Raw genomic sequence first — 19959 nt, 5'->3', positions numbered from 1 at the left:
GTTAATTTACTTATTGATTTAAAAGCGCTTTTGGCGCAGCGTCGCGGCGTCCATACCGATTTTCCGCACCAACAGCGCCGTTGACGCCAACCGTGCAGCCATCTGATTTGATTTACGAAAGGCGAGGCGAGGCTTTTGACTGCGGCAAGAGGATCACAAGATGGGTGCTAGAATGCCAGCACGGTCGCGGCTCTTGCAATCGCACGCGGTCCTGTTCGCGCATGGGTATAGCGATCCTGTGGCGCAGCTGCGCAAGATCATACCGACCGCCTCACCGCTTTCATCACTTTTTACCTCAGAACATACGAAAGCGTATGCAAAAGTCTTAGATTAAGGAAACCCACGTGAAATTTTCCCTCAAAGCCATTGCAATGACCGCTGTGTTGTCGCTTTCCTCGCCTGCTGCAGCGCAGACAGCTCTTGATATTGACGCGGACGGCAACGTGACAATCCCCGGCACTTTGACGGCCGGCGCAATCACCTCGGATAGTTTGTCGTGGTATGTGTTCGCTGACAATCTGCCCGATGCCATGGCTACGGTTTTGAAGGATCCGATCACGTTCACGACGCAAAATGAGTTCATGATGCAACGCAACAGCGGCATGCGGGTGCTTTACTTTTCGGGTTGGAACAGTGGCCTGCGCGTCATGACCGAGCCCTACATGACCGGTGACAGTTTGACAGACGGGGCCATCTATCAGCTAGGCGGCTCCATGTGGGTGACCCAAAACGATTTGGATCCGATAGCTCAGAAGTGCCCCGAAAAAACAGTGTATCACCGATATTATTACTACACATCAGACGGCGTTCGACCCAGCCTGACAGACAGCAACGGATGTACAACCGAATCCGTTGTCTATGCGCGCAAACGGTCATTCAAGTGATCCGAGCACGCGATGCGAATTGAAAGGAACAGTATTATTATGAATTATTTCCAGACGTTGATTGCCGCCCTTCTTCTGGCCGTGCCAACCGCGACACTGGCCCAAAACGCGATCAACATCGACGAAAACGGCGACGTCACCATCCCCGGCAAGCTCAGCGCCGGGGCGGTTCAAGCCGTGAACCTCGACCAGACACTGGCCGATCTCAAATCTCAGGTCGAAGGGCTGAAATCCGATATCGCCACGTTGACCCAGACGCTCACTCAGCGGGCCGAGGCCGAAAAGTGGTTTGTCTATGCCCCGACCGTCGGGGCCGCGATGGACAAGGTGACCGATACAGAGGTTCTGAAATACGAGTTCGGCGTCGTGCGGAACAAAGGTTTTCGCATCGCGCATTTCTCGGACTGGAACCGGGGCCTCAGACTGACCACCGAACCCTACATGACAGGCGATAGCCCGGACGGGACAAGCATCACAGCATATCGTTTGGGCGGGTCCGTCTGGATCAACGGCGATGCGTGGACATATGATGGCATGACCATTTCCAGCAACGTGATCATCAATTATCAATCCGCCAAACAATTTTGCGGCACATCGAAAGTGTATCACATGTACTACAAATACACCGGCGGTAACGTTGTTCCCCAAGCGGGCAACGGATGCCGTGACGACGGCCCAGTTTACGCCCGCGCACGCGCCTTCAAATAGGAACCGCGCGCCAGACAAAGCAGTCAGAGCGCACCGGCACCCACATCTGGACCAAAGGCAAGGCTAACGCTTTGCTTGACCATATCGCTGACAGGTGCAGGCCGGGCCCCTAGTCAATAATGGTAATGGCACAGTCGCTGCCCGGATATTCCACCCAAACCAGCAGGCCAAAGCCACGCTGTACATCGGTTCCTTGACTGGCCGTATATTCCCCATCCGTGAAATAGCAGGACCAACCGGGTTGATAGAGGACATGATTTACAACGTTGTTTTGGTCCTTGCCCAATGCGCGCGCGCCCAGGCTCTCTCCGAGCAATTGCGTGGAGGTGCGCCAGTAATCGCATGTCGCATCACAATAGAGCCAAGTGACAAGCGCCGCAGGCGCTGATTTTACAGTGTCGTAGTTCAGCATCGCCATGCGGACTTCGCACCCGTCGCCATCGCCGCAAAAGGATGCCAGCGTTGCAGCATCAATCGGCGTTGTGTCACCCATGACCTTGCTGGTGTAGGATATTCGATTGCTCTCTCCCGCCACCCGAAAGTTGCCCGGAACGGCCACGTTTCCGTTCGCGTCCACGGTCACACCGGATATTGACGCTGTGGCTCCTGTTAGTGCGCCACCTGCTGTGACGTTGGTCCCTGTAACCGTTGTGGCCGTCACACTATTGGCGGCAACGTCTTCGGTCGCTCCTATGTTTTTGGCCGTCACCGTCTCGGCCGAAACCGTGCCTGACGCGGTCACCCTGTTGCTGGAAATGCTGTCAGTCGCCGTCAAGTCACTGCCTGATACAGCGCCAGAGGACACCAGACTTGCGACCGTCGCAGGCCCCCCAATGGTAACGGCCCCCAAGATGTGGACGTTCCCCTGTTCATCGATACGAAGCGCCTCGACACCCGCAGCCGTCAGCGCCCCAATACCCAAGCCCGAGGCGAGCAGCAGAACCCCAGCGGTGCGCAAGACACGGCCCAGGATCGAGCGTCGGCGGGGTTGTTGCAGTTGATCTACTTGTCGTTGCAGTTGGGCAAGGCGGGCTTCTACGGTTGGATCGTCCTTCAAAGACTTATTCATAATATTTCCCAATGCGGTAATATCCTCACCTTAGGGTAGCGTCGAAAATTCACCAAGAGGAAACGCGGCTGCACACTGTTGCCAGCAGCCCAAACGAAAAACGGCGCCCGAAGGCGCCGCTTTCCAAGGTTGTTTGCCAAAGGGCTCAGCCCTTGCCTTTCCAAGGCACCAGCAGCCGCTCGGCCCAGCGCATCAGCATGTCGATGCCAAAACCGATGATGCCGATCAGAATGATGCCCATGATCACAATATCAGTGTTCTGGAACTTCGAAGCGACCATGATCATCATGCCAGCCCCCTGTTCGGCGGCCACCAGTTCGGCGGCCACAACCGTGCCCCAACAGACCCCCATCGCGACGCGCGCGCCGGTAAAGATTTCCGGCAACGAGTTAGGGACAATGACATGGCGCATGATCTGCGTCTTGCTGGCCCCCAGCGAATAGGCGGCATGAACCTTGGAAATCTTGACGCCACTGACGCCCGACCGTGCCGCAATGGCCATGATCCACAGCGCGGCAAGGAACAGCAGGATGATCTTACCTGTCTCGCCAATGCCCGCCCAGATAATGACCAGCGGGATCAGGGCCAAGGGCGGCACCGGACGCATGAATTCCACGATGGGGTCAAACCAACCCCGGAACCAGTTGCTCAGACCCATGGCATAACCCAGCGGAATACCAACCAGCGCGCCAAAGAAAAAGCCGACGACAACGCGGAACAGCGAGTAGCCCAGATGCTCCCACAGGGTCGATCCCCGAAATCCTTCGCTCGCAATCTCTCCAATGCGGACCACGACGGCCTCCGGCGAGGGGAGCCAGATCGGCTCCATCTGCCAACCCTTGGCGGGCTGAATGTTCGGCGTGCCCTTGTCGGAAATGGTGACCGTGCCCCAACCGACATTGACGGTATCGCCGGGTTGGACCTTTTCGCCGTTGATCTCGATGACCTCGGCGCCCTCGCCCCGACCCAATTCGTCATTGCGGTCCACACGCAGCAGGCCAGAACGCCACATGCCAATAGCAACGCTGTCATTCTTGGCCCAGCCATCGCCGGGATCGACCTCTGGGGCGTCAGTGGGTGTGTCGATCGGATGCACAACCACGGTCACGGTGGCGCTGTCGCGCTCATTGCCTGCCTGTGCCGTGTATTCAAACGACGCCTCGCCCTGAAACGGGCCGGGAGCGTGCAGGAAACGGGGCAACAGGGTCGAGCCTGTGAACATTCCCCAGAGCAGGAATATGGTCAGGATCGAAATGACCGACGCGGCCCGATTGGGCGTGACGGCACTTTCGTCCCCGAAGGTCACGGTTTTCAACGATCCATAGTCAGAGATGGCCGAGCGTTGGGCGATCTTGGTGACCAGGAAAAAAGCGACCACAAAGATCGCGACGTATATCAGAAACGGGATCATGTCGCTGCCTCCGTGCGGCCCATAATTTCTTCTTCCATGGCCCAGATCATGCCAAGGATTTCTTCGCGTTTCGCACTGAAGTCAGGGTGCTTTTTGACGTCGCGCAAATCTGCGCCCACACCCATTTCGGCAAAGGGCAGACGGTATTCCTTGTGAATGCGACCGGGGCGCGGGGCCATCACGATCACGCGCTCGCCCAAGAGCAGCGCTTCATCCACCGAGTGGGTGATGAGGATGATGGTCTTGCCCGTCTCTTTCCAGAGCTTCAGAACCAGCGACTGCATCTTTTCGCGGGTCAGCGCATCCAGCGCACCCAGAGGTTCATCCATCAGGATGACATCGGGGTCATTGGCGAGACAGCGGGCCAGGGCCACACGCTGCTGCATCCCTCCCGACAACTCGTAAACCGCCTTTTCCTTGAAGTCCTGAAGGCCGACGACGTCCAACAAGTGATCGACGATCTCGGCCTTGTCGGTCTTGGGCATCCCTTTCATCGACGGGCCAAAGCCCACATTCTCGCGCACGCTCATCCACTCGAACAGCGCGCCTTGCTGGAACACCATGCCGCGTTCGGCATCGGGGCCCGTGATCTCATGGCCATTCAGGATCATCTTGCCATCGGTCGGGGCAAGGAAACCTGCAACGATATTCAACAGCGTTGTCTTGCCACAGCCCGAGGGGCCAAGCACGCTGAGCAATTCGCCTTCTTTAAGGTCGAGTGAAACGTCTTGCAGCGCCTGGACATGCCCACCGCCGGGCAGATCAAAGCGCATGGAAAGGTTTTGAATTGAAAGTCCGGACATCGGTTCCCACCTGTCGCTTGGCTGTTCAGAACGGCAGCGGGGTGAACCCCGCCCTACGGTCTAAATCGAGCGGTAGAGCGGGGTTGGCCCCGCCGCTATGTGTAAAAAAGGGCCCGCCCACGACATCGCGGGCGGGCCCCCTTTTGGATTATTGAATAGCCGCCAGAGGGGCGGTGTTCACAGTGCCGTCATAGCTGTCGAGCGCACCGTCGATGGAACCGGAGTCCACAAACACGTCCGCAACACCCTTCATGAAGGAGGCCGCTGTGCCACCCAGCCAAGCTTCGCTCAGCTGCTCTTCGACAGTGGGGAAGGTGAAACCGGCCAGCGTTTCGGCTGTCGCGTCTTCGTCCATACCCGCGTCCTTGGCGATCACTGGCAGCATTTTGGCTTGGTTGGCTTCATCCGCCCACATAGCGTTGGCTTCGGCTGTGACGGCGAGGAACTTGCTCAGCAGCTCACCTTCTTCTGCGATAAAGTTGGCAGGGGCCGTTGTGGCGTCAAACACCAGAATGCCCAGCGCTTCTTTTTCCGCACCGGTCAGCAGGATGTTGCCGGACTCTTTCATGCGGCGCAGCGCGCCACCCCAACCACAGGCCATGTCCACAGCACCTTGCGCCAGGGCTGCCGCACCTTCGGCAGGGGCCATGTCAACAACGTCCAGCGACGCGACGTCCACACCAAAGTGGTTCATCTGGCTCAGGAAGCCGTAATGGGCCGCTGTACCCAGGGGCACGGCAACTTTCTTGCCGGCCAGTTCGCCTGCGGACTCTTTGTCGATTTCCAGCGCCGCGTTCACAACGCAGTTGTCGTTCTCGGAATAGGACACAGCCACATCAACGATCTGAATGTCCTGACCAGCAGAGGCGGCAACCACGAATGGGGGTACACCCTGGCTGACGGAGATCTGAACGTCGCCGGACGCCATGGCCGCGGACATCGCCGTGCCGGTGTCAAAGCTGACCCAGTTGATCTTGGTGTCCATGGCTTCTTCGTACATGCCGGTTTCTTTGGCAAACTGGAAAGGCATCGGCCATTCCAGGAAGTACGCAACGGTGATCTCGCCGCCGTGGCCTGCTGCTGTGGCTGCATTGGCGCCGGCCAGCATGGCTGTGGCTGCAACAGCACCCATAAGCTTGGATTTGAATGTCATTTGTCGTTTCTCCCGTGTATTTCGCGCAGTCTTGTCGCTGCACGCTTTTGGATCGGTTTGGGCGTGTGTACGCCTCATCAGGCACGCGCAGGGCGCGGCGCTGGCGTGATCCGAGCCGATAATCCGCCCGGGATCAATCTTTAATCCGCGCAATCGTCACTATTCCACCCTGCTGAACTGAGACTGCAGGAATCTGAAATTCTCGGCAAGGCTATGAAAACAAGGGCTTTCACGCCATCCGACCGCATTCATCCGACAGATCAAATGCAAATCTGGCTTTACTTACGGGTATGATCTGGCCCTATTATGGAGATCAGAATCTCAGCAAATGTACCCGTCAGAAGGCCAATGGGCCCATATTTCATTGGCCCCTCCTCACACCTGAAAGGTTTACGACATGGACGGAACGTTCTCCGAAAACGATATTAGCCGCGTTGTCGAAGCAGACCGCGCAAATGTTTGGCACCACCTGGTCCAGCACCAGCCGTTTTTCACAGGCGCTGACCCAAAAATCATCATCGAGGGCAAGGGCCTGCGGGTGTGGGACCAAAAAGGGGTCGAGCATATCGATGCAGTCTCGGGCGGTGTCTGGACAGTGAATGTCGGCTATGGCCGCGAATCCATGGGCGACGCGGTGCGCGACGCCATCGTCAAAATGAACTTCTTCGGCGGCACTGTGGGCTCAGTGCCCGGCGCACTCTTTGCCGAAAAGCTGTTGACCAAGATGCCGGGCCTCGACCGCATCTACTATGCCAACTCGGGGTCAGAGGCGAACGAAAAGGCGTTCAAGATCGTCCGCCAGATCGCCCACAAGAAATACGGCGGCAAAAAGCACAAGATCCTTTACCGCGACCGTGACTACCACGGCACCACCATCGCCTGTCTCTCAGCCGGCGGCCAGGACGAGCGCAACGCGCAGTACGGCCCCTTCACGCCCGGCTTTGTGCGCGTCCCCCACTGCCTTGAATACCGCAAGCACGAACAGGAGGGCGCGCCAGACGCTAACTACGGCGAATGGGCCGCCAACCAGATAGAAGAGGTCATCCTGCGCGAAGGCCCTGACACCGTGGGCGCGCTCTGCCTCGAACCCGTGACCGCAGGCGGCGGCGTGATCGTCCCGCCCGAGGGCTATTGGGAGCGGGTGCAGGAGATCTGCAAGAAATACGACATCCTGCTGCACATCGACGAGGTCGTTTGCGGCGTCGGTCGCACCGGCACATGGTTCGGCTACCAGCACTACGGCATCATACCCGACATGGTGACGATGGCCAAGGGCGTCGCATCCGGCTACGCTGCGATTTCATGCCTGGCGACCACCAATGAAGTCTTTGACATGTTCAAGGACGATACGTCCGATCCGATGAACTACTTCCGCGACATCTCCACTTTTGGGGGCTGCACCGCGGGCCCTGCGGCGGCGCTGGAAAACATGCGGATCATCGAAGACGAGGACCTGCTGGGCAACACCACCGCAATGGGCGACTACATGCTCGACAAGCTGGCCGAGCTGAAGGACAAACACGCAGTGATCGGCGATGTGCGTGGCAAGGGCCTCTTCCTGGGCGCTGAACTGGTCGCCGACCGCGACAGCCGCGACCCGGCAGCCGAGGCGATGGTGCAAGCGGTGGTCAAGGACTGCATGGGCCAGGCGGTGATCATCGGGGCCACCAACAGGTCGCTGCCGGGCAAGAACAACACGCTATGTTTCTCGCCCGCCCTGATCGCAACCAAAGACGACATCGACCACATTGTTGACGCCGTTGACGGCGCCTTGGGCCGCGTCTTCGGCTAGCCGGAACGAAAAGGATGTCACAGAAGGCTCCGGGCAACCGGGGTCTTTTTTTATGCAAAGGTTTGCATCGGACCAGCGTCCGCGCCATCGTGGTCCGTCTGTTACCCGCGCGGACCGAACTCCGCTTCACCTCGCGCCATGATTGCAGCCATCACGTGGTTTATGAAAAACCCGTTCTGAAAACTGAATGCAAGCGTCTGAGCCGTCTCAAGCGATGTCTTGGACGCTTGAAATACGATGAAAAACACGATCGGCGAGATCAGGATCGAGAGCGTCGTGTGCTTGGAATTTCGCACCCCTTTTACGATGTGAACAAGCGACGGCGCCGTTTTTCTGGCATAGGTGTAGCGAAAAGCCTGGCCCAAGATGACGCCCACATAAAGTGGTATGGCAATCCAGATCAAAGCGTCTCCAAGCGAAATCCCGTCAAGTTGGAAAAACAACCCGGACGCAGGCAGAAGATCACTGATAAAGACGCAAATCCCAACCACAATGAGGCACAAGAACAGTTGAATGAGCCAAGACATATTTTAATCCAGAACAAGTGAGTTAAAGCGACGATACCCGTTGCACATGCCAATCATTGGATCGAAACCGCTGGGCGTCAATCCTATCCACGCTTCATAGGCGGCATCGACTGCTTTCCGGCTTTCTGCAAGCGCGGCCTTGTCACCAAGCAGGTAGTTGATTGAGTTTCGGTATCCTGCGGACATGGCGTGGCGTTGTTCGTCGCGTTCCGGATCCGAGTCAAAAAGCGCTTCGGCACGGCGCAGGGCGGCATCTGCTTCCGGACCGTTACAATCCATCAAATGCGCTTCCGCTATGGTTTCCAAAATCCCGATCCTGCCAGCGACGCGGTCTTCGGTCGCCAGTTCCTCCTCAAGGAGAGGAACAGCAGATGCCGCGTCTTCAAGAATAATATATGCTCTCGCCAGTCTGAAGTTCACCGTACCAAGCATCGCATTTGCGTGTTTGACAGACTTTGGGTCGTCGCTTTCCGTCAACGCGCGATAGATGCGTTCGGATCGTTTGAAGTGCTCGATCGCACAGCTTGCCATGTACACATCCAGACAATCCGCTCCCATTTCCAACCACGCCTGGCTCAATCCCTGTTCATTGGGGATAATCTTTGGCAAAACACGATTGAGGTGTTCGAAATGCGGCACGGCCATACTCGTCATGCCAATCTGGAACAGGATTTGCGGCATCGGAAACAGATAGTCATGATCCCCAGTCGCCAGGAGGTCCGGTGGCACGTTTGCGAGCAGGTCGAGCCAACCGGGCATGGGGACCCCGCGTGTGGGTTGGGTCAGTGCAAGCGCCGCAAGCGTCACAAAGCTGATCTGGTGTTCTGGGTTGTCCATTTTGAGCATCTGGGCAATGTTCATTAAGGCGACCGGCGAAAATGGATTGTTTGCCAGTTGCGCCTGAACCTCGCGCGCGAACGTTCCACAGTCATAGTATTCCTCAGGCCGGAACCCTTCACCGACCGTGCCACAATCAACGGTGTTGTTTTCACCTCTCAGGAACGAAAGGTAAGAATAAACGGGACTGAGACCCATGGGTTTGTGAGAATACCAAGCCACATAGAGCGGCTCGATCGCATAATTGGCAAAGTTCTGAACAAGCGCAGCGGCATCAGCTTCTGTATCAGGTCGCCGCATGATCATGGTTTGCAGACCAAAGACTCGATCGTCATCAGAGACATAGTTGAAGACCCCCATGGCGCTTTCTTCGTACACATCAAATACAGGTGCGCACTGCTCCGCTTGACCTTCCAGCACATAGGCCTGGCACAACATGGCCATCTCCTGATAGGAGCCTGCCTTGGCCAGCCCCCGTTCGGATCCAATTTCAATAATCGTTTTTGCGATCGCTTTTCGGTCGTCAAATGGACTGCGGAACCAATGATCGACAAGTTGAGTGGTGGTCATCGCATCCTGTGCAAAGGCACAGCTGCTTTGATCCGTGCAACTTGGCTCCGGCAGAACGATTTGAGCAGGCTCCAGTCCTCGATAGGCCTTTGCGTCAATAAAAACCTCGGTCGAGCGGACCACGTGCGAGCGTAACCTGGTGTCCCAGTCGTCGTGGGTTGAACCAACCTGAAAGAGTTGCAACAGCCAATCAGGCATCATCGAATCCGATTGCTCCGCCAGATCAGATCCCGGTGGGAAAAACTTCGCGTACAATCGTTCCCTTTGAAATCGCTCCGCAAACATCTGCGCGGTTGCAAGATCGGCCTCGCGCTCGATCACGCGCAGTTCGGCCCGTGTCGGCCGCTTTTCTTCGAACCGGTCTGTATGGCGCAGGATGTGGTGAATCAGTTCATGGCCCAGGATAAGACGGGCCAGCGCGAATGACGCGGGCCCCTCAGGCTCAAGGGCAAGATCAAATGCTTGGGTCGCTTGCAACAGGCTGGGCCCGTTGCAGAAAATATAGCGATATTCTCCTTCTTTCTGGGCGATACAGTTGTCGAGACCCTCCAAGCCAAGGGCCGCAAGATGATCGGGCCACAACAGGTAGAAATTAACGACATTGGCTTGCGGAAATCCGTTGGGCTTGATGTACATTTGATCATAGGCAACGTCAGCTTCAAAAGCGTCCGCAATTGAAAACGGTGGCGGCTGTATCCCGGACACTTCTGCGGCGGTTCCACCAACCAGAAACGCGCCTTCAGAATAAAGGCGCTTAAGGGTCTCTGTCGTGTCCGCCATGCTCCGTTCGGCGTTCAATCCGACACCAGCCAGCACCAAAGCAACCATAAATATGTGAACCAGTTTCATATCCAAAGCCTCCAAATCAAAGTCTTTAAATTCATCGTCGCGCCAATATGCACGCCTGAATTGTACAGCGGCCATTGCGAACGGATCAATCACGAAAGCAAAAGGCGTTGGGTTGTCTCGGACCTGGAGAGCAAAAAATGAGACGAAACGTTTCATTTTATATTGCATACTGCATACATCCTTGGTAGGTTGTCGTTTAAGGGCCTTCTGATTCGCATCTACTTAAGTCCAGATTGCATTTCTCTTATCGCCAGTTTACCGTGACTCATGGCGCTTCCTGTCGAAACCTTCTTCCTGACGCCCAATCATCAGGGCACCCTGCAAAGCCAGGTGCAGCAGATGATTGCGCATGGCATCCTGTCGGGTCGTTTCGGGACCGGGGAAAAACTTCCGTCGACCCGCAAACTGGCCCAGCACCTCGGCATCAGCCGGATCACGGTTACGCTGGCCTATACCGAACTTGTGGCCTCCGACTATCTGACAGCGCGCGGGCGGTCTGGCTATTTCGTGTCCACCAGCGCGCCCGTCCCTCCGATCTTTCAGCCCCAGCCCGTGTCCGAGGACGCCGTGGACTGGAGCCGGGCCATCGGACAACGGTTTGCAGGTGGGCAGACCCTGAACAAGCCGCTCGACTGGGCGCGCTTTCGCTATCCATTCATCTACGGACAGACCGATCCGCAGCTTTTTGATCATCCCAACTGGCGGCAATGTGCCCTGCAAGCCTTGGGGCAGCGGGATTTCACGGCGCTCACCTCGGATTACTTCGACCAGGACGACCCGCAACTGATCGAGTTCATCCAGCGCAATACCCTGCCGCGCCGCGGGATCACCGCAAACGCCGATCAGATCCTGATCACGCTGGGCGCGCAAAACGCGCTCTGGCTGGCCGCACAAGTCCTTTTGACCCAGCGCCGGACAGCCGCGTTTGAAGACCCGTGCTACCCCGCCTTGCGCGAAATTCTAACGCAATCCCGGTGTCATATGGCCCCTGTCCGGGTGGACCGTGACGGCATTCCGCCTGATGCGATCCCCCCCGACACTGACGTAATCTTTGCCACACCTAGCCATCAATGCCCCACTACCGCGACCATGCCAATGGGCCGCAGACAGCAATTGCTGGACCGGGCGCGGGACCTTGATGCGCTGATTGTCGAGGATGATTACGAGTTCGAGATGTCCTTCCTTGAGCCGCCCTCGCCAGCGCTGAAATCCATTGATACGGACGGGCGGGTGATCTATGTGGGCAGCTTCTCCAAGTCGCTGTTTCCAGGGGCACGGCTGGGCTATCTGGTAGGGTCTGAACCTTTCATCCGCGAGGCCCGCGCCCTGCGCGCCTCGGTGCTGCGCCACCCGCCCGGACATATTCAACGCACGGCCGCCTATTTCCTGTCGATGGGGCATTATGATGCTCAAATCCGCAAGATGGGCGCCGCGCTGCACGCCCGCCGCAAAGAGATGCAAAGCGCCATCGACGCCCACGGGCTTGAAGTCGCGGGCCAAGGTGCGTTCGGCGGCTCCAGCTATTGGATGCGGGCTCCCGAAGGGACTGACACAACAACACTTGCCGCCCGGTTGCGCAGTGTTGGCGTGCTCATCGAACCGGGCCATGCCTTCTTTACCAGCCCCGAACAAACCCGGCGCTATTACCGCTTGGGCTACTCCTCCATTCCATCAGAACGGATCGCCGCAGGCATTGGACTTATCGCAGAACAGCTGCACGCCTAGGCTGGACCTAAATCGACTTTTGAACTGGCCCTAACGCTGGGGCCGCCACCGCACTAACCTCTGCCACCAACGCGCACGGGCGATTCGACGCCCCCATTCCCGGAGAGCTGCCAAAATGAAAATGACGACCGAAGAAGCTTTTGTAAAAACACTCCAGATGCACGGCATCGACAATGCCTTTGGCATTATCGGTTCGGCCATGATGCCGATCTCTGACATCTTTCCGGATGCGGGCATCAAATTCTGGGACTGTGCCCACGAAACTTCGGGCGGCATGATGGCCGATGGCTTCACCCGCGCCACTGGCAAGATGTGCATGATGATTGCGCAAAACGGCCCCGGCATCACGAACTTCGTGACCGCCGTCAAAACAGCCTACTGGAACCACACTCCTGTCCTGCTGGTCACGCCGCAAGCCGCGAACAAGACCATCGGTCAGGGTGGTTTCCAGGAAATGGAACAGATGAACCTGTTCGCTGACTGTGTTGCGTATCAGGAAGAGGTTCGTGACCCGTCCCGCATCGCCGAGACCCTGAACCGTGTGATCATGCAGGCCAAGCGTGCCTCTGCCCCCGCCCAGATCAACATCCCGCGTGATTTCTGGACACAAGTCATCGACATCGAACTGCCCGTCATCGTCGACTTTGAATTGCCTCAGGGTGGTGATGCTGCCGTCGCCGACGCCGCCAAGATGCTGAGCGAAGCGAAATTCCCTGTCATCCTGAATGGTGCCGGTGCGGTCCTGTCCAAAGGCGGCATCGAAGCCTCCCGCATCCTGGCCGAACGTCTCGACGCGCCCGTCTGCGTTGGCTACCAGCACAACGACGCGTTCCCCGGCAACCACCCTCTCTTTGCAGGTCCGTTGGGCTACAACGGCTCCAAAGCCGGGATGCAGTTGATCAATCAGGCCGACGTGGTTCTGTGCCTCGGTACCCGCCTCAACCCATTCTCGACCCTGCCGGGCTATGGGATGGATTATTGGCCAACAGACGCCAAGATCATCCAGGTTGACCTGAACCCCGACCGCATCGGTCTGACCAAAAAAGTGACCGTGGGCATCGTGGGCGACGCGGCCAAAGTGGCGCGCGGCATCACCGCCCAACTGGCAGACGACGCGGGCGACACCAACCGGGCCGAGCGCAAGAACACCATCGCGACAACCAAATCCGCATGGGCGCAGGAACTGACCTCGATGACCGAGGAGCAGGACGATCCCGGCACCAACTGGAACGAACGTGCCCGCGCGGCCAAGCCTGACTGGATGGCCCCCCGCATGGCGTGGCGCGCAATCCAGGCAGCCCTGCCCGTCGAGGCGATCATTTCGTCGGACATCGGCAACAACTGCGCCATCGGCAACGCCTATCCGTCCTTCAACGAAAGCCGCAAGTACCTGGCCCCAGGCCTCTTTGGCCCCTGCGGTTACGGCCTGCCCTCTATCGTGGGTGCGAAGATCGGCAAACCCGACGTGCCGGTTGTGGGCTTTGCCGGTGATGGCGCATTTGGCATCTCGGTAAACGAACTGACGGCCATCGGTCGCGGCGACTGGCCTGCGATCACACAGATCGTCTTCCGCAACTACCAGTGGGGCGCGGAAAAGCGGAACTCCACCCTGTGGTTCGACGATAACTTTGTCGGCACTGAACTTGACGAACAGGTGTCCTATGCCGGGATCGCCAATGCCTGTGGCCTCAAAGGTGTAGTCGCCCGCACCCAGGAAGAGCTGACCGCCGCTCTGGCTCAGGCCATAAAGGACCAGATGGAAAACGGCATCACCACCCTGATCGAGGCGATGATCAACCAGGAACTGGGTGACCCCTTCCGCCGCGACGCGATGAAGAAACCCGTCGAAGTTGCTGGCATCAGCAAAGACGACATGCGTCCGCAGGCCGTGTGAGCGGATTGCCCAAAGGGAACCGCATAAAACAACGGGCCAGGCCATGACTGTTCTGGACGCGCTGCAACAGCGCGCGAAGATCCGGCCTGCCCATATTGTCCTAAGCGAAGGTCACGATCCCCGGATCGTGGCCGCCGCCATTCAGGCCACCCGTTCGGGCCTCGCCCAGATTACACTGGTTGGCGACACCCAGGCCGTGACCAATACGCTGAGCGCAGCAGGCGGCGTGCCCTCCGCCCAGTTGTTGATTGCCGATCCGGGCACGCATCCGCTGACCAACGACATCGCCACCGCCTTTTACGAATTACGCAAGCACAAGGGCGTCACACCCGAGGCTGCCGCCAAGGTGATCCGGGACCCGCTCGTCTTTGCCGCCATGCTGGTCCGTATGGGGCACGCCGACGGTACGGTCGGCGGCGCTGTGGCCACCACATCCGACACTGTGCGCGCGGCCCTGCAAGTCATTGGCAAAGCCAAGGATGCCGCTCTCGTCTCCAGCTTTTTCCTGATGGTCTTGCCCGAAGGTCACCCCTCGGGCCGGGCGGCCATGATCTTTTCCGACAGCGGCCTCGTGATCGAACCCAATGCCGAGGAACTGGCCGCCATCGCCGTTCAATCTGCGGCCAGCTACCGTGCATTGATTCAGGACACGCCGAAAATTGCGCTCTTGTCTTTTTCCACCAAAGGCAGCGCGCGGCATCCCAATGTCAGCAAAGTCAGCCAGGCCGCCGCCCTGCTCGCCGAAAATCATCCTGACCTTGACGCCGACGGCGAATTGCAATTCGACGCGGCCTTTGTGCCCTCGGTGGGCAATACCAAGGCCCCCGGTTCTCCGACCGCGGGCCAGGCCAATGTGATGATCTTTCCCAACCTCGATGCGGGCAATATCGGCTATAAGATCGCCCAACGCATCGGTGGCTGTACCGCCATTGGCCCCATCCTTCAGGGCCTCGCCAAACCCGCCAATGACCTCAGCCGGGGTTGCACCGCCGACGACGTGTTGAACATGATCGCCGTGACGGCCCTGCAATCCGCCGCCCTGAAAGGGACCACATGAACCAGCCCAAGCTTGATCTGTCGCCTGCCGTCTCGGATGAGGTACGCAAAACGACCTGTTACATGTGTGCCTGCCGCTGCGGGATCAACGTGCACCTCAAGGACGGTAAAGTGTCCTACATTGAGGGCAATCGCGACCACCCGGTGAACCAGGGCGTACTCTGCGCCAAGGGCTCGGCCGGCATCATGCAGGTCAACGCACCTTCGCGGCTCCGCAAGCCGCTCAAACGTGTGGGCGAACGGGGCTCGGGCGAGTTTCAAGAGATCGAATGGGACGAGGCCCTGCAAATCGCCACCGATTGGCTGGCCCCGATCCGAGCGGAGAACCCTGAAAAGCTGGCCTTTTTTACGGGCCGGGACCAATCCCAAAGTTTCACCAGCTTCTTTGCCCAGAATTTCGGCACACCGAACTATGCCGCCCATGGCGGGTTTTGTTCGGTCAACATGGCCGCCGCCGGCATCTACACCATGGGTGGCGCGTTCTGGGAATTTGGCCAACCGGATTGGGACCACACCAAGCTGTTCATGCTGTTCGGCGTGGCCGAAGACCACGACAGCAACCCGATCAAGATGGGTATCGGCAAGATCAAGGCACGCGGCGCGCGCGTCATCGGCGTGAACCCGATCCGCACCGGCTACAACGCCGTGGCGGACGACTGGGTCGGCATCACGCCCGGCACAGACGGCCTCTTTATCCTGTCGATGGTTCACTGCCTGATGAAGGCGGGCAAGATCGACGTGAACTATCTGGCCCAATACACCAACGCGCCCTGCCTGGTGAACGGCGACGAAAAGTCGCCCGAGTTTGGCCTGCTGCTGCGCGACGACAACGGCAAAGAGCTGGTGATGGACCGCGCCACAGGCAAGCTGACCGCCTTTGACAAAAAAGGGGTCAAACCTGACCTGACCGCCACGCACCGCCACGCGGGCATCAGCCACAAGACGGTCATGCAACACATGGCCGAACGTTACCTCAGCGACGAATACGCCCCCGAGGCCGTGGCCGACCGCGTCGGCATCAGCGCCAAGCGCATCCGCAGGCTGGCCGCCGAGATCGCCCGCGTGGCCTTTGACGAGGCGTTCGAGCTGGATCAGGAATGGACGGATTTTCGCGGCGAAACGCACAAGACGATGCAGGGCCGCCCGGTCTCTTTCCACTCCATGCGGGGCATTTCGGCACACGCCAACGGGTTCCAGACCTGCCGCGCGCTACATGTGCTGCAAATCCTGCTGGGCAGCGTCGAGGTCCCCGGAGGCTTCCGGTTCAAACCGCCCTATCCCAAGCCTGCAACGGCGCACCCAAAACCCCATTGCAAGGTCACACCCGGCGCACCGCTCGACGGCCCGCATCTTGGCTTCACCCACGGCCCAGATGATCTGGCACTGAAAGACGATGGCAGCCCCGCGCGCATCGACAAGGCGTTTACCTGGGAAAACCCGATGTCCAGCCACGGGCTGATGCATATGGTGATCTCGAACGCTCATGCGGGCGACCCTTACAAGATCGACACGCTGTTCATGTATATGGCCAACATGTCGTGGAATTCGTCGATGAACACACGCGGCGTGATCGACATGCTGACGGACAAGGACGAGAACGGCGACTACGTGATCCCACGCATCATCTATTCGGATGCGTATAGCTCTGAAATGGTTGCCTATGCCGACCTGATCCTGCCCGACACGACATATCTCGAACGGCACGACTGCATCTCGCTGCTCGACCGGCCCATTTGTGAGGCGGACGCCGCCGCTGACGCGATCCGCTGGCCCGTGATCGAACCCGATCGCGATGTGCGGGGCTTCCAATCGGTGCTCTGCGAGTTGGGGGCCAAACTGCAATTGCCCGGCTTCACCAATGAGGACGGCAGCCAGAAATACGCCGATTACGCCGACTATATCGTCAACCACCAGCGCAAACCGGGCATCGGCCCGCTTGCAGGGTTCCGGGGTGATGGTGATCAGGCCGGGCGGGGCGACGTGAACCCGGACCAGCTCGACAAATACATCGAAAACGGCGGCTTTTTCGTTGAACACATCCCCGAGGGCGCAAATTACTACAAACCTTGGAACGCGGCCTATCAGGACTGGGCCGTCAACCTCGGCCTCTATGACAGCCCGCAACCCTACCTGTTCTCGCTTTATGTCGAACCCATGCGGCGCTTCCAATTGGCGGCTGAGGGCCATGGCGACCGCCAGCCCCCCGACCACCTGCGCGCACAGATCAAGGCGACGATGGACCCACTGCCGATCTGGTATGATCCCGCGCCCGCCAACAAGGTCGACGACTTCCCCATCACCGCGCTGACACAGCGGCCGATGGCGATGTACCACTCCTGGGGCAGCCAGAACGCATGGTTGCGGCAGCTGCACGGGCACAACCCGCTCTACCTGCCGACCAAACTGATGCGCGAGAACGACCTGAGCGATGGCGACTGGGCCAAAGTCACCTCGCCCCACGGCGAAATCACCGTGCCGGTCCTCGAAATGGCTGCACTCAATGAAAACACGGTGTGGACCTGGAACGCCATCGGCAAGCGCAAAGGGGCCTGGGCGCTCGACGAAACAGCACCCGAGGCAACACGCGGCTTCCTGCTCAACCACCTGATCCACGAGCTGCTGCCGCCCAAGGGCGACGGGCTCCGCTGGGCCAATTCCGACCCGATCACGGGGCAAGCGGCGTGGTTCGACCTCAAGGTGCGGATCGCCAAGGCAGACGCGCCAGCAGAATCCCAGCCGGCCATGAAACCGATCAAATCGCCGGTCGGCCAAGGGCCCAAGGATCTTTCGTGGAAGGTCGGCAAATGACGCCCATCCAACGCACGCTCCTGGCTATCGCGGCCTTCGTGGCGCTTGCAGTGGGCAGCTTTGTCTACTTCATCGCCAACTGGGACGCGACCAAGGCCGAGCCAATTGGGGCAGCCCAGGAGACACCGCACTTCTCTGTTCCCAAAAAATCCCGGAGTCTGGGGCAACGCCCCGGTCCCGCCCTCTCAATGAGGACAGCCGCATGACCACTTTGCCCACCTCCACCACTAAGAAACTTGGCCTGGTCATCGACCTGGACACCTGCGTCGGCTGTCATGCTTGCGTGATTTCCTGCAAAGGCTGGAACACCGAAAACTACGGCGCGCCACTGTCAGATACGGATGCGTATGGCGGCGATCCCTCGGGCACCTTCCTCAACCGGGTGCACAGCTTCGAGGTCCAACCGCCCGTGCTCAAGGACCAGCCCGCGCCAGAGGCGCAACTGATCCACTTCCCCAAATCCTGCTTGCATTGCGAGGACGCGCCCTGCGTCACCGTCTGTCCCACCGGGGCCAGCTACAAGCGGGTCGAGGACGGGATCGTGCTGGTCAACGAAAGCGATTGCATCGGCTGTGGCCTCTGCGCCTGGGCGTGCCCCTACGGCGCACGCGAAATGGATGCCGTGGAAAAGGTGATGAAGAAATGCACCCTCTGCGTTGACCGGATCTACAACGAAAACCTGCCCGAAGAAGATCGCGAACCCGCCTGTGTGCGGACCTGCCCCGCTGGGGCGCGGCACTTTGGTGACTTTGCCGATCCCGACAGCAATGTCTCGAAACTCACCGCCGAACGCGGCGGTATGGACCTGATGCCGGAACAGGGCACAAAACCGGTGAACAAATATCTGCCGCCCCGGCCCAAGGACACGCTGTCCGAAGGTGCAGGCGACATCGACATTCTGGCCCCCTACCTCGAACCCGTGGCCCAAGAGGCCAAGGGCTTCCTCGGCTGGCTCGACAAAACGCTGGAGAAACTCTGATGCATCCCGCTCCTTCCGTCATCTTCTTCACCGTTTTTTCTGGTATCGGCTTTGGCTTGCTTGTATTCTTGGGCCTGGACACGTTTTACGTCACAGGGTGGACGGCGTTTGTCTTTTTCGCCATCGCCTATCTCTGTGCCGTCGGCGGGCTGATTGCCTCGACCTTCCACCTTGGGCACCCGGAACGTGCGATGAAAGCATTCACGCAATGGCGGTCGTCTTGGCTCAGCCGCGAAGGCGTCTGCGCAGTGGTCGCACTGGTGCTCATGGGCATTTATGGCGCGGGCGTCGTGTTCTTACAGGTCCATTGGGCCATTCTTGGGCATTTAGGCGCGCTATTCTCGCTGCTCACGGTGTTCACAACCTCGATGATCTACACCCAGCTCACGACGATCCCCCGCTGGAATTCCTGGCTTACACCACTGATGTTCATGAGCTTTTCGCTCGCAGGCGGCGCTTTGCTCAGCGGGAATGTAGGTTCAGCCACCGTCTTGATCCTGGTGGCGGCGTTGATCCAGATCGTGCTTTGGCTGCGGGGCGATGGCGCGCTGGCACGCTCTGGCACCACCCTTGCCACGGCGACAGGTCTGGGTCACATCGGCGACGTGCGCGCGTTTGAACCGCCGCATACCGGCACCAACTACCTGCTCAAGGAATTCGCCTATGTCGTGGGGCGCAAACACAGCACGAAACTGCGGATCATCTCGATCGTGCTCTTCGCCGTGATCCCGGTTGCTCTGCTGGTATTTGCCCCATTCTCGCATTTACTGGCGGCACTGGCCGTGGTCAGCCACGTGGCGGGGGCCTTCGCTACACGCTGGCTCTTTTTTGCAGAGGCCGAGCACGTGGTCGGCCTCTACTACGGCAAACGTTAGGATAAACGGCAACGCATCC

15 protein-coding genes are annotated in these 19959 nt (G+C 58.9%); 9 read left to right on the top strand and 6 right to left on the bottom strand.

Annotated elements, in window-relative coordinates:
- Positions 1–344 precede the first annotated feature (344 nt).
- Complete coding sequence (locus Q1A44_RS04775; protein ID WP_299620456.1) at positions 345–884, top strand: hypothetical protein; 540 nt, start codon at positions 345–347, stop codon at positions 882–884.
- A gap of 39 nt (positions 885–923) precedes the next feature.
- Complete coding sequence (locus Q1A44_RS04770; protein WP_299620453.1) at positions 924–1592, top strand: hypothetical protein; 669 nt, start codon at positions 924–926, stop codon at positions 1590–1592.
- Between the two features lie 109 nt (positions 1593–1701).
- Here Q1A44_RS04770 and Q1A44_RS04765 read toward each other — a convergent pair whose 3' ends face one another.
- The 4 genes from Q1A44_RS04765 to Q1A44_RS04750 all read right to left on the bottom strand — a co-directional run bounded on the left by Q1A44_RS04765 (position 1702) and on the right by Q1A44_RS04750 (position 6028).
- A complete protein-coding gene (locus Q1A44_RS04765; protein ID WP_299620450.1) occupies positions 1702–2661 on the bottom strand; it encodes a hypothetical protein in 960 nt (319 codons plus the stop codon).
- Between the two features lie 145 nt (positions 2662–2806).
- Positions 2807–4072 carry an ABC transporter permease gene (locus Q1A44_RS04760; RefSeq protein ID WP_299620447.1) on the bottom strand — a complete coding sequence of 422 codons (1266 nt, stop codon included), beginning with the start codon at positions 4070–4072 and terminating at the stop codon, positions 2807–2809.
- On the bottom strand, positions 4069–4875 hold the full coding sequence (locus tag Q1A44_RS04755; RefSeq protein WP_299620444.1) for a taurine ABC transporter ATP-binding protein: 807 nt from the start codon (positions 4873–4875) through the stop codon (positions 4069–4071). Before Q1A44_RS04755 ends, Q1A44_RS04760 begins: the two co-directional genes overlap by 4 nt.
- 148 nt (positions 4876–5023) lie before the next feature.
- Positions 5024–6028: an ABC transporter substrate-binding protein gene (locus Q1A44_RS04750; protein ID WP_299620441.1), complete on the bottom strand. Its 1005-nt coding sequence runs from the start codon at positions 6026–6028 to the stop codon at positions 5024–5026.
- A 397-nt stretch (positions 6029–6425) separates the two neighbouring features.
- On the opposite strand from Q1A44_RS04750, the gene Q1A44_RS04745 reads away from it, so the two are divergent.
- Positions 6426–7820 carry an aminotransferase class III-fold pyridoxal phosphate-dependent enzyme gene (locus tag Q1A44_RS04745; RefSeq protein WP_299620438.1) on the top strand — a complete coding sequence of 465 codons (1395 nt, stop codon included), beginning with the start codon at positions 6426–6428 and terminating at the stop codon, positions 7818–7820.
- A 101-nt stretch (positions 7821–7921) separates the two neighbouring features.
- On the opposite strand, the gene Q1A44_RS04740 is transcribed toward Q1A44_RS04745, so the two are convergent.
- Entirely contained in the window at positions 7922–8347 is a 426-nt protein-coding gene (locus tag Q1A44_RS04740; protein ID WP_299620434.1) for a hypothetical protein, read from the bottom strand.
- A gap of 3 nt (positions 8348–8350) precedes the next feature.
- Positions 8351–10759, bottom strand: coding sequence for a hypothetical protein (locus Q1A44_RS04735; RefSeq protein WP_299620431.1), 2409 nt, complete (start codon positions 10757–10759; stop codon positions 8351–8353).
- Between the two features lie 111 nt (positions 10760–10870).
- Between Q1A44_RS04735 and Q1A44_RS04730 the strand changes: the two genes are divergently transcribed.
- From Q1A44_RS04730 to Q1A44_RS04705, 6 genes are all read left to right on the top strand, one after another.
- Positions 10871–12328, top strand: coding sequence for a PLP-dependent aminotransferase family protein (locus Q1A44_RS04730; RefSeq protein ID WP_299620428.1), 1458 nt, complete (start codon positions 10871–10873; stop codon positions 12326–12328).
- A 115-nt stretch (positions 12329–12443) separates the two neighbouring features.
- Positions 12444–14222: a sulfoacetaldehyde acetyltransferase gene (gene xsc / locus Q1A44_RS04725; protein ID WP_299620425.1), complete on the top strand. Its 1779-nt coding sequence runs from the start codon at positions 12444–12446 to the stop codon at positions 14220–14222.
- A gap of 43 nt (positions 14223–14265) precedes the next feature.
- Positions 14266–15279, top strand: coding sequence for a phosphate acetyltransferase (pta, locus tag Q1A44_RS04720; protein ID WP_299620422.1), 1014 nt, complete (start codon positions 14266–14268; stop codon positions 15277–15279).
- The gene (locus Q1A44_RS04715; RefSeq protein ID WP_299620419.1) at positions 15276–18086 is read left to right on the top strand and encodes a molybdopterin oxidoreductase family protein; all 2811 of its coding nucleotides are present in this window, start codon (positions 15276–15278) and stop codon (positions 18084–18086) included. Before pta ends, Q1A44_RS04715 begins: the two co-directional genes overlap by 4 nt.
- A 202-nt stretch (positions 18087–18288) precedes the next feature.
- Entirely contained in the window at positions 18289–19065 is a 777-nt protein-coding gene (locus Q1A44_RS04710) for a 4Fe-4S dicluster domain-containing protein (RefSeq protein ID WP_299620416.1), read from the top strand.
- Positions 19065–19940, top strand: a complete 876-nt coding sequence (locus tag Q1A44_RS04705; RefSeq protein ID WP_299620413.1) for a DmsC/YnfH family molybdoenzyme membrane anchor subunit — start codon at positions 19065–19067, stop codon at positions 19938–19940. The genes Q1A44_RS04710 and Q1A44_RS04705 overlap by 1 nt, the downstream gene beginning before the upstream one ends.
- Positions 19941–19959 lie beyond the last annotated feature (19 nt).

The sequence above is a fragment of the uncultured Tateyamaria sp. genome (assembly GCF_947503705.1).
Taxonomy (GTDB): domain Bacteria; phylum Pseudomonadota; class Alphaproteobacteria; order Rhodobacterales; family Rhodobacteraceae; genus Tateyamaria.
Note: the sequence above shows the minus strand (reverse complement) of the source record. Positions and strands in the feature narration are given on the sequence as shown.